At 52.4% G+C, this 14,251-nt stretch carries 19 protein-coding genes and 1 tRNA gene; 8 read left to right on the top strand and 12 right to left on the bottom strand.

From position 1 onward, the window contains the following. Nucleotides 1-243 precede the first annotated feature (243 nt). Nucleotides 244-510, bottom strand: a complete 267-nt coding sequence (locus tag AAE045_RS07780) for a hypothetical protein (RefSeq protein ID WP_455547235.1) — start codon at nucleotides 508-510, stop codon at nucleotides 244-246. A 140-nt stretch (nucleotides 511-650) separates the two neighbouring features. Between AAE045_RS07780 and AAE045_RS07775 the strand changes: the two genes are divergently transcribed. The 3 genes from AAE045_RS07775 (at nucleotide 651) to rnk (ending at nucleotide 3,754) form a co-directional block, all read left to right on the top strand. Continuing rightward, nucleotides 651-1,535 (top strand): LysR family transcriptional regulator, encoded by an 885-nt coding sequence (locus tag AAE045_RS07775; RefSeq protein WP_455547234.1) that lies wholly within the window; start codon nucleotides 651-653, stop codon nucleotides 1,533-1,535. Nucleotides 1,536-1,812: 277 nt separating this feature from the next. Beyond that, nucleotides 1,813-3,189 carry a GntP family permease gene (locus AAE045_RS07770; protein WP_455547233.1) on the top strand — a complete coding sequence of 459 codons (1,377 nt, stop codon included), beginning with the start codon at nucleotides 1,813-1,815 and terminating at the stop codon, nucleotides 3,187-3,189. Nucleotides 3,190-3,343: 154 nt separating this feature from the next. Then, nucleotides 3,344-3,754, top strand: a complete 411-nt coding sequence (gene rnk, locus AAE045_RS07765; RefSeq protein WP_455547232.1) for a nucleoside diphosphate kinase regulator — start codon at nucleotides 3,344-3,346, stop codon at nucleotides 3,752-3,754. An 85-nt stretch (nucleotides 3,755-3,839) separates the two neighbouring features. On the opposite strand, the gene AAE045_RS07760 is transcribed toward rnk, so the two are convergent. From AAE045_RS07760 to AAE045_RS07745, 4 genes are all read right to left on the bottom strand, one after another. Continuing rightward, nucleotides 3,840-4,352 (bottom strand): autotransporter domain-containing protein, encoded by a 513-nt coding sequence (locus AAE045_RS07760; RefSeq protein ID WP_455547231.1) that lies wholly within the window; start codon nucleotides 4,350-4,352, stop codon nucleotides 3,840-3,842. Next, nucleotides 4,333-4,518, bottom strand: a complete 186-nt coding sequence (locus AAE045_RS07755; RefSeq protein ID WP_455547230.1) for a hypothetical protein — start codon at nucleotides 4,516-4,518, stop codon at nucleotides 4,333-4,335. The genes AAE045_RS07760 and AAE045_RS07755 overlap by 20 nt, the downstream gene beginning before the upstream one ends. A gap of 387 nt (nucleotides 4,519-4,905) precedes the next feature. Beyond that, a complete protein-coding gene (locus AAE045_RS07750; protein ID WP_455547229.1) occupies nucleotides 4,906-5,370 on the bottom strand; it encodes a peroxiredoxin family protein in 465 nt (154 codons plus the stop codon). Between the two features lie 171 nt (nucleotides 5,371-5,541). Then, a complete protein-coding gene (locus tag AAE045_RS07745) occupies nucleotides 5,542-5,775 on the bottom strand; it encodes a thioredoxin family protein (RefSeq protein ID WP_455547228.1) in 234 nt (77 codons plus the stop codon). Here AAE045_RS07745 and AAE045_RS07740 point away from each other — a divergent pair. The 4 genes from AAE045_RS07740 to AAE045_RS07725 all read left to right on the top strand — a co-directional run bounded on the left by AAE045_RS07740 (nucleotide 5,774) and on the right by AAE045_RS07725 (nucleotide 8,195). Continuing rightward, nucleotides 5,774-6,442 carry a MarR family winged helix-turn-helix transcriptional regulator gene (locus tag AAE045_RS07740; RefSeq protein ID WP_455547227.1) on the top strand — a complete coding sequence of 223 codons (669 nt, stop codon included), beginning with the start codon at nucleotides 5,774-5,776 and terminating at the stop codon, nucleotides 6,440-6,442. The two genes, AAE045_RS07745 and AAE045_RS07740, sit on opposite strands and share 2 nt — an antisense overlap. Before the next feature lie 257 nt (nucleotides 6,443-6,699). Then, nucleotides 6,700-6,969 carry a YdgH/BhsA/McbA-like domain containing protein gene (locus AAE045_RS07735; RefSeq protein ID WP_455547226.1) on the top strand — a complete coding sequence of 90 codons (270 nt, stop codon included), beginning with the start codon at nucleotides 6,700-6,702 and terminating at the stop codon, nucleotides 6,967-6,969. A 99-nt stretch (nucleotides 6,970-7,068) separates the two neighbouring features. Further along, on the top strand, nucleotides 7,069-7,626 hold the full coding sequence (locus tag AAE045_RS07730) for a TetR/AcrR family transcriptional regulator (protein WP_455547225.1): 558 nt from the start codon (nucleotides 7,069-7,071) through the stop codon (nucleotides 7,624-7,626). Nucleotides 7,627-7,739: 113 nt separating this feature from the next. Further along, nucleotides 7,740-8,195 (top strand): DUF417 family protein, encoded by a 456-nt coding sequence (locus AAE045_RS07725; protein WP_455547224.1) that lies wholly within the window; start codon nucleotides 7,740-7,742, stop codon nucleotides 8,193-8,195. Between the two features lie 56 nt (nucleotides 8,196-8,251). On the opposite strand, the gene malI is transcribed toward AAE045_RS07725, so the two are convergent. The 4 genes from malI to folD form a co-directional block, all read right to left on the bottom strand. Continuing rightward, nucleotides 8,252-9,268 (bottom strand): Mal regulon transcriptional regulator MalI, encoded by a 1,017-nt coding sequence (malI, locus tag AAE045_RS07720; RefSeq protein WP_455547223.1) that lies wholly within the window; start codon nucleotides 9,266-9,268, stop codon nucleotides 8,252-8,254. A gap of 82 nt (nucleotides 9,269-9,350) precedes the next feature. Further along, complete coding sequence (locus AAE045_RS07715; RefSeq protein ID WP_455547222.1) at nucleotides 9,351-10,850, bottom strand: PTS transporter subunit EIIC; 1,500 nt, start codon at nucleotides 10,848-10,850, stop codon at nucleotides 9,351-9,353. Between the two features lie 267 nt (nucleotides 10,851-11,117). Next, nucleotides 11,118-11,330: a ribosome-associated protein YbcJ gene (ybcJ, locus tag AAE045_RS07710; protein WP_202303734.1), complete on the bottom strand. Its 213-nt coding sequence runs from the start codon at nucleotides 11,328-11,330 to the stop codon at nucleotides 11,118-11,120. Between the two features lies 1 nt (nucleotide 11,331). Then, entirely contained in the window at nucleotides 11,332-12,198 is an 867-nt protein-coding gene (gene folD / locus AAE045_RS07705; protein WP_455547221.1) for a bifunctional methylenetetrahydrofolate dehydrogenase/methenyltetrahydrofolate cyclohydrolase FolD, read from the bottom strand. 201 nt (nucleotides 12,199-12,399) lie between these two features. Between folD and AAE045_RS07700 the strand changes: the two genes are divergently transcribed. After that, a tRNA-Arg gene (locus AAE045_RS07700) sits at nucleotides 12,400-12,476 on the top strand. Nucleotides 12,477-12,578: 102 nt separating this feature from the next. Here the strand turns inward: AAE045_RS07700 and AAE045_RS07695 are convergent. From AAE045_RS07695 to AAE045_RS07685, 3 genes are all read right to left on the bottom strand, one after another. Then, nucleotides 12,579-13,415 (bottom strand): DUF4942 domain-containing protein, encoded by an 837-nt coding sequence (locus tag AAE045_RS07695; protein WP_455547220.1) that lies wholly within the window; start codon nucleotides 13,413-13,415, stop codon nucleotides 12,579-12,581. A 113-nt stretch (nucleotides 13,416-13,528) separates the two neighbouring features. Next, complete coding sequence (locus AAE045_RS07690) at nucleotides 13,529-13,849, bottom strand: TA system toxin CbtA family protein (RefSeq protein WP_455547219.1); 321 nt, start codon at nucleotides 13,847-13,849, stop codon at nucleotides 13,529-13,531. A gap of 78 nt (nucleotides 13,850-13,927) precedes the next feature. Then, on the bottom strand, nucleotides 13,928-14,251 hold the full coding sequence (locus AAE045_RS07685; RefSeq protein WP_455547663.1) for a type IV toxin-antitoxin system YeeU family antitoxin: 324 nt from the start codon (nucleotides 14,249-14,251) through the stop codon (nucleotides 13,928-13,930).

Below are 14,251 nucleotides of genomic sequence, written 5' to 3'. Positions count from 1 at the left end.
GCGGAATATATCCGCACCATCAATGACGGTAGTTAACGATCGGACCGGGCGGCAAATTAGCTGGCTACTCTTTGTGCAAAATCTCGAGCTACTGCACGGTATTGGTTTTTTTATTGGTTTTTTAGTGGGGAAAAGCTACGCGGCTGGCGCAGGAGAAGCGCCGAAAAGCATGGAGAGGAGAGGTGGTAAGGCAAAATGTTTGCGCCGTCAGCATCGCTAATCACGCGCTACAGCGGTCGGCAGTCAGGCGCTCAGATCGCAATCTTGCAGCAATTCCTGGATTAGCCTTAACTCCTTCTTATAGACGTAACGCAGGTTAGTCCCACCAAACACAAGATCGTGCCGATCGAAAAAGGCCAGGCAAGGAAAGGTAGAAGGCGCTGATTCTGCGATGACAGATTTAAGCTCTTCGTTGGTGAAAATTGAGGGCGAAAGAGGATCGTGGCTGCTATCCAGATAGTCTTCCAGAAACCACTTTTCAAAAGCAGGCATATCGGTAAGAAGCTTCATAAAATTTTTTTTAAAATGGCCAATGAGTACCGTTATTAGACAGTTGTATGATTTGATACACAATAGAGGTTTTTAGAAGTCGCTTTTTGAATTACTTAGGAGCTACAGACTAACCAACTGATAAATATGGAATTAACCTTATGAATAATAAGTTTGACTACAACCTGATCAAAACGCTGGTGCTTATTTTTGAAACCAAAAGTATGAGTAAAGCCGCGCAGGCTTTAGGTGTTTCTGCTCCGACATTAACCTATTCTATAAATAAGCTCCGCAGCTATTACAGCGATCCCCTTTTTATCAAGTCTACCAGGGGGTTAAAACCCACGCCCCTGGCCAATAAACTTTATCCCGCTTTTAAGAAAATTGATGAAGATATATCTCAGTCAGTGATGATCAGTCAGGATACTTCGCCGGGCCTTTACAACATCAATGTCAGAACCAACACCCTGATGGAGTCTTTTTTACTCGACAGGCTGGTCAATCATCATAAGCTCCCTGCAGGGCTATGCCTCAACTTTGATAGCCAGACCATGCAGGAAGAGGACCGTATTACCGCGCTGGTCTCAAGAGAGGTGGACATCGACATTGGCACGGCCATAAGAACGAATAACTCTTTGTTTTCAGTCAGAATTGCGCAATCAAGGATCGTGGCGCTTTGCCGCAAGGACCATCCAGGGATCGGCGCAGACCTGAGCTTTGAGCAGTGGATGCGGGAAGAGCACGCCGCGCTGAAATCTGCCGAGCTCAACAGCTACCTTCCGGAAAAGCTGTATTCAAATGCCTATCAAAGAAATATCCGCTATCGCTCTCAGTCGCTGCTGAATGTACTGAGCTGCATTGAAAAAACTGATTACATTATGTTCCTGCCTGAACTCCTGCTGAAATATACTCTCCGCCTTTTTAACGTTCGCGCCGTCTATATCCCGTGGATGGAAAAAGATACTATCGATGTGCATGCCTATATCCACAGCAAGGCCAAAAATGACGAAAAGCTGCTGCAAATAATTGAGCTGGTTAAACCCTGAATAGCGCAGCCGGTACAGGGAGGATCTTTATCGCAAGCTGGATAAGCGGCACGGCATCCTACGCGCCTGGCAGGTTTGTTTATGAACGGCAATTCGCCGGATCCCATTTCGGTCGTTTTATTTCCATAGTTTGAAGCTGCTCCCAAAATGTTAACAAATATGACAGGGCGGGTTCCCGACGGCGTAATGTTACCGATATCATGTTACCGGTATCAGCACATCGGTGTACTAAGCTAACCCGCTTGTCACCTGTAAAGTCGGCCCGAGGATAATAATTATGACCGAACTAACAACAAGTTATGGCGCAGGAACGCTGCTGGGGATCGCAGCCTGTGCAGTCGTGCTTCTGCTTATATTAATCATGCGCTTTAAAGTGCATGCCTTCTTAGCCCTGACCCTGGTGAGCGTTGCCACCGCGCTGGTGACCGGCGTGCCTTTCGATAAAATCGTTCCGACGATCCTGACCGGGTTTGGCGGCACCCTTGCGGGCGTTGCGCTGCTCGTTGGCCTTGGCGCAATGATCGGGCGTCTGCTGGAGATCTCCGGCGGCGCGAAGGTGCTGGCGGATACGCTGATTGGCACCTTTGGTTCCCACCGTGCGCCTTTTGCGCTGGGTGTGGCATCGCTACTCTTCGGCTTCCCGATCTTCTTCGATGCGGGCCTGGTGGTGATGCTGCCAATCATCTTTAGCGTTGCCAAACAGTTTGGCGGCTCCACGCTGAAGTATGCTTTCCCGGCGGCGGGTGCCTTCGCCGTCATGCACGCACTGGTGCCACCTCATCCGGGTCCGGTTGCCGCCAGTGAACTGCTCGGTGCTAACATTGGCCTGCTGGTGATCACCGGCCTGATTATTGCAATCCCAACCTGGTATCTGGGTGCCTATCTTTACGGACAGTACGCCGGTAAGAAATTTGACGTGCCGCTGCCGACCTCTTTCCTGGGCAAAATCGAGGCCGATCCCACTCACCAGCCGCCTGCATTCGGTACGGTACTGAGCATCCTGCTGATGCCGCTGGTGCTGATTTTCCTGGATACCGGCCTGAATACCGCGACCGTGCTGGGCTGGGTAAGCGCCGACAACACCGTAGTGCAGTTCCTGCGCATGCTCGGTAAAACCCCTATCGCCCTGCTGATCACCGTGTTCTTCGCGCTGATGGTCTTCAGCGGCAAACACAGCCGCGAGCATCTGGAAAAAATCTGCGACGGCGCGCTTGGCCCAATCTGCGGCATTATTCTGGTGACCGGTGCGGGCGGGATGTTCGGCGGCGTGCTGCGTGCCAGCGGCATTGGCGACGCGCTCGCGGGCGTGCTGTCTGATACCGGGATGCCGGTTATCGTGGCCGCGTTTGTTATCGCCACCGCGCTGCGTGTGGCGCAGGGTTCTGCCACAGTCGCGCTGACCACCACCGCCGCGCTGGTTTCTCCGATGGTGGCCTCCACCACGGGCCTGAGCCAGTTCGACCTGTGCTTTATCGTTATCGCGATTGCCGGTGGCGCGACCGTGCTGTCCCACGTGAACGACTCCGGCTTCTGGCTGGTGGGCCGCTTCCTGGAGATGGACGAGAAGACCACGCTGAAAACCTGGACGGTAATGGAAACGCTGATTGGCACAATCGCCTTCCTCTTTGCCCTCGTGGGCAGTATCATCCTCTAATCGCCTGAGAGCCGGGTTTGTGACTTAAGTCGCTTTTAACCCTGAGTTAAGCCCAGTATTATCAGGAAAGACCAGACCCTCATCGTTTACGGTGGGGGTTTTTCTTTGTACGGTTTCCCGCACATGAGTGCACGTTTTTTACACGGAGTGAATTATGTCCAGACCTGCCATCATCATTAACGACCTCGATGCCGAGCGCCTCGACCGCCTGCTGGAGCAGCCACAGTATGCCAACCTGCCGGTTGCAGAGTTGCTGAACGCAGAGCTGGACCGTGCCGAGATGTGCAGCCCGGAAAATATCCCGGCGGACGTGGTGACGATGAACAGCCGCGTGAAATTCCGCGATCTGACTTCCGGCGAAGAGCACCTGCGCACGCTGGTCTATCCGGCCAACCTGACGGACAGCACAAACCAGCTTTCGGTTATGGCGCCCGTTGGCGCAGCGCTGCTGGGCGTTCGCGTGGGAAACAGCATCGAGTGGACGCTGCCAAACGGCAACCAGACGAAGTTGGAAGTGCTGGATATTGAGTTCCAGCCCGAAGCGGCCGGGGAATATCACCGCTAAGCGGCGGTGCCAGAAGTAAAAATCCCCTTCAGCACGAGCTAAAGGGGATTTGTTTTACGTAAAGCCTGTGATTAAGCAGTCAGTTTCAGAATTTCATCTTCAGCTTCAGGTTAAATCCTTTGTCGCTGACACTGTCCTCCCGCCATGAATAGGCGTCAACGCCGAAGGTCGTGTTCTCTTTGCTGTACTGCATCCCCACCTGGGCAAGCCCGTTCACGCCGCCGCCTTTCTGCCCGTCGTCGACGGTAAAGCGCTGGCCTGCGGCCCCCTGCAGCTCGGCGCTACGCTGGCTCTTGCTGTAAGAGAGGTTCGGTCCACCCTCCAGCTTCGCCCAGCCGTTTTGACCCGCGTAATCGAGCTGCATGCCCAGCACGGCATCCACCGCGCTCTCTTTGCTGGCGTCCATCTTAAGGTTGAAATCATTGGCGCCGGTTTCGTTTACCCCGCCCTCTTCGGTATGACGGAACTTCACGCCAGCGGCTGGTTTCAGCGTCAGGGAATCGCCGAAGGTAAAGCGGCGGCTCAGGCCCGACTTCAGCTCCATGTACTGCTGGCTGCTGCTGGAGTTTGCGACTTCGTTAACGCTGCCGGGCGGCAAAGCTCGTTGCCTTGTCTGAATCGCGCACGGGCTTTTTGGCTCGCTTGTGGCTGTGGGTCGTATTATAAGAAACCTTTTTTACCTGCGGTAAAGCGTGGGCCTGCATAGGCAGAATATATCCAGCGGCAATAATCGCCAGCGTCAGCAGGTTTTTTGAATATGACATGTAACTTAAATTCAGCTCTGCAAAAAGAGGTAGGGGAAAGGTGTCAGGGGTTAATACCACAGGAAGGGAAATAAAAAGATAAAATGAAAATGATTTTTAAATTATCACTTTACGATCAATAAGCTGAAAAATTATAAATTTTATAAATACCGGACGTCAGCCTGCCCGCTGCGCGAAAAAATTCATACTTTCCTCTTATTTCCGCCAGGGTAAATCGTAACCAGACTTGCACGATGCCTGTCGTTCAACGGGACATAACATGGGTGATGCCCTTGCCATATCCCTGGGGTTTTTGCTGATCGTAGTGATTCTGATCGCTGCGGTGCTGATACTTGAAAAAAAATGGTAGTTGGCTACAACACCAGCAGCCTGAGTTGCCCGGAAACATTACCGTTCCATCGGACAACCCTGGGTTGAGCACTGAGCCGCCACATCTGATGCAGTATCGACCTGCTGATTATTCGCGGCCTTCGCTGACTCAGACTCACAAAGCAAAGCTGATATTTCCGCACCTAGCTGCAAATCGGGAACAGAGCCAAAATGCTGCTGCCTGATTCGCCCAAGCTGATCGATTAACACAAGCGTAGGCGTGCCCTGCATACCATAACTCTTCATCGTACGAGGAATGTCATTACCGAAGCCTGGCGTATCAGCGCCAATCGGGAATGGGATGCGGTACTCATGGATAAAAACCCCGAGGGCATCTTTTGTCATGACCTGGTGGTGTTCAAAAACCGTATGCAGCCCAATTACGGCAACGCGGGTCCGATCAAAAGTTTGATGGACACGACTCGCCTGGGGCAAACCATGCGAGACACAGCCCGGGCAAAGCATTTGAAATGCTTCCAGCACAATCACTTTGCCGCGCAGGGAATCCGAGTGATAGCGGTGTCGGTGAATTAAACCAATGCTCGATCTCCCATTCAGGAGCCTGCCGATAATTTTTTTGCGTCATCATTCATCCTCCCCAAAAATCGTGGGCAACGCCACGCTACCCACGTTGAACATCAGTGTTTTACGTCTTTATTTTAAGTCGGCAATGCTGGCACCGAAGTTCAGGTGCAGCACCTGGCCATCAATCACCAGCGCAGGAACACTCTTTACGCCGCTTGCCTCAGCTACTGCAATTTGATCCGGGCTGTCGCCAAGATGAACGATGTCGATAGAGACGGTCGGGTCAATGATTTGCAGAATCGAATGCTCAGCGCTGAGACAGACCGGGCAACCAGCATGATAAAAAGTCACGGATTTTGACATGATTTTAATTCCTTTTGAAATGGTATCGATTCGATACAAAATTACCTTAATCACAATCACTGACCTTGTCAACACCGTAGTGATTCGATACCATTTGCTTTTCACTGCGAGCGCCACTATGTCCCTGTTTGATATCATTGAAAGACTGGCCAATCTGCAACTCCATACTTTTACAGCCGTTCCAGCCTTCAGAAATCTGCCTCCGGTACAAATCCGTGCTTTATACTATCTCTTCCGCTGCAACCACTACTCCAATTCCCCAGGGGCGGTAACCGAGTATCTGGGTCTGACCAAGGGCACCGTCTCACAGTCATTACGCAAGCTGGAAGAGCAAGGATTTATCACCCGGGAAAGTGATGTGAAGGATAAGCGGAAGGTGAAGCTGTATCTGTCTGCGCGCACACAGGAAGCGCTGGAAGAAGCAATGCGCCATGAAGGTATTGTTCAGGCGGAGCGGTCCCTCCCCGATGGCGGCCTGGATTTGGAACAGCAGCTCAAACAGATCCTAAGAATCGTTCAGCAGAACGAAGGCGTGAGGCTATTCGGCGTTTGCCAGCATTGCCGTTTCCATCAGCAGAAAAACGGCTTCCCTTTTTGCGAATTAACTAACGAAGCTATTCCGCCAGAGAACACAACGCTAATTTGCCGGGAGTTTGAAGAAAGATAATTCTTCGTCAGCAGCTTCTGATATCAGCTAACGCAAATCGGTACCTACGCATTATAAAAGCATAATTTTTTCATAGCGTTAACCATTTATCTGCGGCCGTTAACGCTGGATAACCTCTCAATTCCACAGCGAATTAATGTGATTAAGATCACAATGCTAATGACGGGAATATATTTTCATTGCCCACTTACCTTCTGGTAGGTAGATTGAGTTTGTCGACTCAACTCCAATAAACGAAAACACAGCTCAGGAAGAACATGATGAAAGCTACAAACATTATCCGTACCGCACTTGCCGCAATGATTTTAGCGACCGCTGGTTTTGCGAACGCTGCCGAAGAGGTCAACACCGCTGAGGCAAATGCGCTGATGAAAATCGGCGTTGTGTTATCCGGCCCGGCCTATAGCATCAGCGAGTTAAACAATCAGCTTCGTATGCAGGCTGAGGAGGCGGGGGCCAGCAGCTATCGTATTACCAGCGTTGGCGGGAACAATCTGCTGCACGGGACGGCCACCCTCTATCGCTAATTTCCTGTTATTCTATGCAAAAACGCCCGGTTACGATGGCCGCCGGACGACGTTGCATCTGATTATCTGCACAGCCGTGCCTGTGCCGGGAGAACAAGTATGTCCACCTACGATAACCTTCTGGATTTAGCTGATACCCTGATTCAGGAAAATGGTTATGCCGGGTTTAGCTATGCGGATTTGGCAGAGCGTATGGGTATCCGTAAAGCCAGTATTCATCACCATTTTCCCTCTAAAACGGATCTTGGTCTGGCTTACTGCGATAAGAAAATGGCAGCTTTTCATAAACTGAAAAGCCAGATAGACACCTTACCGGCGGGAAAAGCACAGCTGCTCGCTTATCTGGAGGCTTTCTCGGACTGCGTTGAGAAAAAGCAAATGTGTGGTGTTTACGCCATGCTCTCAGACAGCAATCTTTTTACCCCTGAATTGCAGAGCGCGGTAAGTCAGCTGGCGCAGGCTGAATTACGAATACTTAGCGATATTCTGGAAAACGGCAGAAAAGCGGGTCAGTTACATTTCCAGGTCCCCGCTGAAGACATGGCTGTTATTGTGTGCAACGCTTTTAAAGGCGCGCTGATGCTCAACCGTACACCACCGCATGAAATACACGCCCGCACAAAGGAAGCCCTTCTGCGGATGCTAACTACTGATTAAATGCGTATTGAAGTCCGGTGTTCCGGACTTTATTTACCCTACCAACCTACCATCCAGTAGATAGCTAAACATTAACGCAATAATAATAAGTAATGTTCAAAAGGAAAAAGACTATGCATACGACAACTCAGCATCCCCTGCTAAATAAAATGATTCGGATATTGTCAAAAACCGATATAGCGATCTTGCGTCTGTCCGTCATTTTCATTTTTGCCCTGTTTGGAACCTATAAGTGGTTCGACTTTGAGGTGCAGGCCCTCGAGCCTTTGATATCAACTACATGGCTCAACGTGCTGTACACTCTTTTTGGGGTCAGCGGCGGCAGCTACTTTCTTGGGGTAATGGAGACGGTCACTTTTCTCGCGCTGCTCGTCGGTTTTTCCCGACCATTTTTTGGCGCGCTCGGCGCAGCGTTGGTGATTATTACGGGCATCACCACCCTGAGCCTTTTACCGCAACTGGGTAAAGTCGACAGCTTTATTATTAAAGATATTCTGCTAATCGGCGCGGGCGTCGTGCTGTTAAAACACGATCTGGTTCGATTAAATGAGGTTCTGAAAAAACGCTAATAAATACGGCCCACAAAATGTGGGTCGTCTTCTCCTTCGCCACCAGGAAGTTTTAGTTATGCCGACTCGCGCAGCACCAGCTCACCGGAAATAATGATTTTCTGTGCGGGCAGGGTCGGCGCCTTGATCTTATTCACGATTAGCGTCGCCGCCTGGCGGCCCGTTTCATCGCTCGAGGCCGAGACGTAGCTGAACAGCGGCGAGGTCAGATTAATGTGCATCATGTCTTCGAAGCCAATCAGCGAAACCTCCTGCGTTAAAAACACGTCCTTACCCACGGTACGCCCGACCTGCTGAATGCCGCTCAGGCAGCCGATAATCGCTGGCGGCGAGTGGCAAAGTATGGCGGTTATTTTGTTGCTGGTTTCGAGTAGTTCCCGCGTGGCGATGGCCGCCGCCAGCGTGTCGTTGTCGCAGACGGGTGCCCACTCGTCGCGGTACGGCAGGCCGTACTGCGCAAGCGCGCCGCGGTAGCCCAGCAGCCGCTCCTGGCGGATCAGGCAGCCGCCGCTTCCCCCCAGGTAGGCAATATTGCGGTGCCCGCGCTCAATCAGATAGCGCGTGGCCTGGTTGCCCGCCTGCCGGTTGTCGCGGCCAATAATATCGCGGGTGCTGTTTACCGAAGATTCAGAGATGACGACGGTAGGCAGCGGGCAGTCGGTAATCAGCTGCGGAACGCTGGCCGAGCGGTTGTTGGCATCCAGATAGATAACCCCCGCCACGCCCTGCTGGGCAAACGAGGTCAGGCACTGCTGAAGCTGCTGCGAATCATCCTGCGGCTGGCCGAGAAACACCATATAGCCCTGCAGCTGGAGCTGCTGCACGACGCCTGCGGTGACGTTAATGGAAAAGGAGTCGCTGAAGTCGCGGATGATCAGGCCAATCAGGTTTGAGGTGTTCGAGCGCAGGTTTGCCGCAGCCGTATTATGCACGTAGCCCAGCTCTGCAATTACGGCGTTGACCCTGTCGATGGTCGCCTCAGAGATTTTCCCTTTCTGACGCAGCACCAGCGACACCGTCGAAACGGAGACGCCCGCCCGCTGCGCCACATCAATAATATTGACCTTTTTCATCCCGTTCCTTAACGCCTAAATTCCTTGTTATCCATACCATAAAGCCCCCGATAATCCTACGGGGGCTGAAGGTTTTCCCCCACTATTTGCCTATCATGGTCGACATCGTCTGGGCAATAAACTGCGCCCTGGCGCCGAAGATCACCTGGATCCCCGAGTCGCCAACAAAGACTACGCCGCGTGCGCCCAGGTTATTCAGGCCGTCTTTGTTGACCTTCTCGCTCTTATCGACCTCAAGACGCAGGCGCGTGATGCAGGAGCCGACGGAGTTTATGTTTTCCGCCCCGCCCAGCAGGCCGATGATATCCCCGGCGATTTCGGTATCGGTTTTATCATTTGCATTGGCGGTGATGTCCGCACGGCCCGGCGTTTTCACGTCAAACCGGCGGATAACGTAGCGGAAGGTGAAGTAGTAAATCAGCGCCATCGGCACGCCCACCACCACCGCCATCAGGAAGTTGGTCTGGTAGCCGTTAAAGGACGGCAGGATGCCAAAGGAGATGTAGTCGATCATCCCCGCCGAGAAGGACTTGGCGATATGGGCATGCAGCAGGTACATGCACATATAAGAGAGGCCAGCCATTATCGCGTTGAACACGTACAGAATCGGCGCGACGAAGATAAAGGTGAACTCAACCGGCTCGGTGATGCCCGTCAGGAAGCAGGTCAGCGCCGCGGAGAACAGAATGCCGGAGGCAATCTTCTTATTTTTGGTGTTCGCTTCGTGATACATCGCCAGACAGGCCGCCGGCAGCGCAAACAGCATCAGCGGGAACTCGCCCTGCATAAACTTGCCGGCGTTCTGGTAGCTGTCGCTGCTGAACGACTTCACGCCCTCCTCCAGCATTTTGAACCAGATTGTCTGGTCGCCGTGAATGACCTGGCCTGCCCCGGTGGTGTATGACCCAAACGAGTACCAGAACGACGGATACCAGATGTGGTGCAGGCCCAGCGGGATCAGCGCACGCTCTACCAGCCCAAAAATAAAGGTGGAAAGCGCCTGGTTATCACCGTTCACCACAACCGACAGGGAGTCGATACCCGACTGGATGTAGGACCAGATCCACGGCAGCGCCATGCCCAGCAGGAAAGAGAGGAACGCGGTGGCGATAGCCACGAAGCGCTTGCCGGAGAAGAAGCCGAGGAACTCCGGCAGCTGCATGGTATGGAACTTGTTGTAGCACCACGCCGCCAGAATCCCGGAAATCAGGCCGCCGAACACGCCCATTTGCAGCGTTGGAATGCCGACCACCATCGCGTATTTGCCGCCCGCCGCCGCCATCTCCGGCGTGATGTGCAGCACGGTGCCGATAGTTACGTTGATAATAAACACGGACACCGCCGCCGACAGCGCCGCAATGCCGGACTCCGCCGCCAGCCCAACGGCGGAGCCGATGGCGAACAGCATCGGCAGGTTGTCGAAAATCACCCCGCCCGCGTTCATCATCAGCGGTAAATGAAACTTATCGCCAAACGCCAGCAGCAGGCCCGCAGCGGGCAGCAGCGAGATGGGCAGCATCAGCGCGCGCCCGATCATCGACAGCTTTGATAACGATTTTGTTACTCTCGATAAAAAACTCATAGAAACTCCCCCCGGTGTTGATGCCGCCATCGCGCTTGTCTGAATTACGCGTTTTTATGGTAAGTAGAACGTTCTACTAGAACGTTCTACTTATAGTGACGAAACGGATTTCGCCCGGCAACTAAAATCTGAGATGTAGCCATACTGTTATCGAATATTTGAAGCTGCGCAGGTTTTAACCTGTTTTTTGTAGGGGGATTTAAGAAGGGATTGCGCGCAGATTAGCGTAGGGCGGATAAGCAAAAGCGCCATCCGCCACTTTTACGACTACGCCTGAACGGTGATGCTCAGGGTTTCGAAGCTGACCGTCTGACCGGCGACGATCTTACAGCGCTTACGGGTTTCCACTTCGCCGTCTACGGTCACCAGACCTTCGGCAATCACCGCTTTCGCCTGCGCGCCGCTTTCGCACCAGCCTTCCAGCTTCAGCAGATCGCACAGCTCAACGTGGGGGTGTTTTCCTAATGAGAAGGTCGTCATATTACTCTCCATCGACATCATGATATTCCTCGCAGGCCTGCAAGGTATTCTGAATAAGAGTGGCGACGGTCATAGGGCCAACGCCACCCGGAACCGGCGTAATATACGAGGCTTTGACGGCGGCTTCATCATAATTTACGTCACCGACCACTTTGCCGCTCTCCAGACGGTTGATACCGACGTCCACGACAATCGCCCCTTCCTTAATCCACTCGCCGGGAATAAAGCCCGGTTTGCCCACGGCGACAATCACCAGATCGGCGTTCTCGACGTGATGACGCAGGTTTTTGGTGAAGCGGTGGGTCACGGTGGTAGTGCAGCCGGCCAGCAGCAGCTCCATGCTCATCGGACGGCCAACGATGTTGGACGCGCCAATCACCACGGCGTTCAGCCCGTAGGTATCAATACCGTAGCGCTCCAGCAGCGTCACGATACCGCGCGGCGTGCAGGGGCGCAGGCGCGGCGAACGCTGGCACAGGCGGCCAACGTTGTAGGGATGGAAGCCATCCACGTCTTTGTCCGGGTCGATGCGTTCCAGCACCTTCACGTTATCGATGCCCGCAGGCAGCGGCAGCTGCACCAGAATGCCGTCGATCTCGCTGTCCGCGTTGAGGGTATCAATCAGCGCCAGCAGCTCCGCTTCCGTGGTGGTGTCCGGCAAATCGTAAGAGCGTGAGAGGAAGCCCACCTCTTCGCAGGCCTTGCGCTTGCTGCCCACATAAATCTGCGACGCAGGGTTCTCACCAACCAGCACAACGGCCAGTCCCGGCGCCCGTTTTCCCGCTGCAACACGCGCACGCACTTTTTCAGCAACTTCAAGCCGTACCTGCTGCGCAATCGTTTTACCGTCAATAATCTTTGCTGCCATCAGTCGAATAATTCCGCTGTAATCAAAAAGGAGGGGGATTGTTTCTATTTTGTCAGAAGCCGCGCGTCCTGTCAGGCAAAGATCTGCCAGAATGGTCAATTGTCGCGCAGGCAGTTGAAAAGCCATTGACTAGAAAGGTGTTGACCGTATAATCCGGGCATTCCGAATAATACGTACAGTCCGGAACAGCACTTCCCCAGTGCGCCCTTAGCTCAGTTGGATAGAGCAACGGCCTTCTAAGCCGTAGGTCACAGGTTCGAGCCCTGTAGGGCGTACCATTTAAAATCAATGAGTTACGCAAAACCCCTCACCAAAAACCACGTATTCAAATAGTTTATGTAACGGATGGTGTAAGTAAATTTTCTCAACGCCCATCAACGTTAACGCGGATTAGCCAGCATCCCCGGATAGTGCTTCGCCACAATATCATTCATCTTTTCTGTCAGATCGTACCGCTTAAAAGTGATGTGCGCGGTTCCTTTCTGAAAGTAACGGATACTGAAGAAATCATCTTCGTAAACATCCTTCGAAGGGTTGTCCCGAATATGCTCCATCAATCGAGTAGTAACATCGCCACGATTGTCGGGTATCGGTTTACCATCCAGCAGAAATAGCATTCGCTCCAGATCCGCCAGTTGATCCCTACGCCAACCCCTGTTCAGACTAAATCCCCAGCGGTTATGCGTCACCAGATTGTTGACGATGATCTTCTTACCAAAGCTGCAGGGACTATTGGTTTTGTAATCCCACGACAACCCTTTAAAGACATTGATAATGCCACGCTCAAATACATCCATTTTGTTCAGATGTAGCTGCTCAAAAGTACTGAGGATATTCGCCTCGCTGATGGCAGGCAGCTCCCCCTCCTCCAGGTACTTATGCCACTGGTCACGGGCCTGAGCATCCATCAAGGCCATCATGCCAGACTTCAGCATCAAGTCTCGCCAGATACTACGGTCAATATTGCGGGTGACGGCAGGCAGCGCTTTATCTACCTTTTCGGTCATCCAGCTATCGTAACGGTGCCCTGCTTTCATCGCCCAGTCTTGCGCTGTACCACCGCCAATTTCTGAGGTTAGCCGTGAAATGGCATCAAGCTGCTGAATAAGTTGTTCAATCTGTTTCAGTGCGGAATCGCAGCCAGTGACCACACGTTCAATATTGGTCGAAAGGATGAGTTCGTTGTGATCTGTTAACACGTCGGGTTCTGTTTGCATCGTTAATCATCCATTAAAGCAAACACGCCTGCCGAAAGTGGCAGGCGCATTTAGCGATGAATAAAAAGGGTGGAAAGTGCTGAGGTAAAAATCAGGAATGAGGCTCGAAGAATTTACGTATTCATTAATCCGGTAGCTCGCCTTGCTCTGAGAATATCGGTAGCGGTCAGGAATGGCGTCTGCCCCTGCCAGATGAATCCCTTGCGGTCGGTGCGTACCAGTTCATAGCGTTCCACCAGAAAATTCACCGCATCAGCCAGTGTTATTCCCGCTTCAATATGTTCCTGAATGGCCGCGTCCTCATGGAATGGCGTGTCGTTAAGTGTCAGGCCGTAATGGTGCTCCAGCAGATACGTTAAAAGTTGCTGCCAGATCTGCACGGGCGACAGGCGTGACGAAACCGGCAACGTGGCCGGTACAGTTGAGGTTTGCATGAGTGGAGTCTCTTAATAAAGGAGGAAAAGGTTTGAAGGATTACGATGCAGGGATAAAGCTAAAGATCAGTCTTTAACCTATTTTGAGGGATAAATTGCGATATATACATACCCATGACTGCCCAACGTATCGGCTTCATAGGTCAACCCATTACGGTACAGCGTGACGCAATGGGCATCTCGGGGATTTAATTCACCAGAAAGCAGCATCAGCTCCAGATGTGCGACAAAATGCGGGAAGGCTTCATCCAGTTGTAGGACCTGTACCTCACTGAACATACCGGTGAATCCTGCCCGGTCTGCCAGAAAATGCAGACGATTACCTTCCTGCACCAGCCGTGCTCCGAAGCATGACGTGATATCTCGTTTAAGACCCCAGGTTTGGGTAGTGTCTTTATTCAT

Origin of the sequence: Dryocola clanedunensis (assembly GCF_038405435.1) — a bacterium.
GTDB classification, from domain to species: domain Bacteria; phylum Pseudomonadota; class Gammaproteobacteria; order Enterobacterales; family Enterobacteriaceae; genus Dryocola; species Dryocola clanedunensis_A.
The sequence above is the reverse complement of the archived record's forward strand: the minus strand, read 5'-3'. Positions and strand labels throughout refer to the sequence as shown.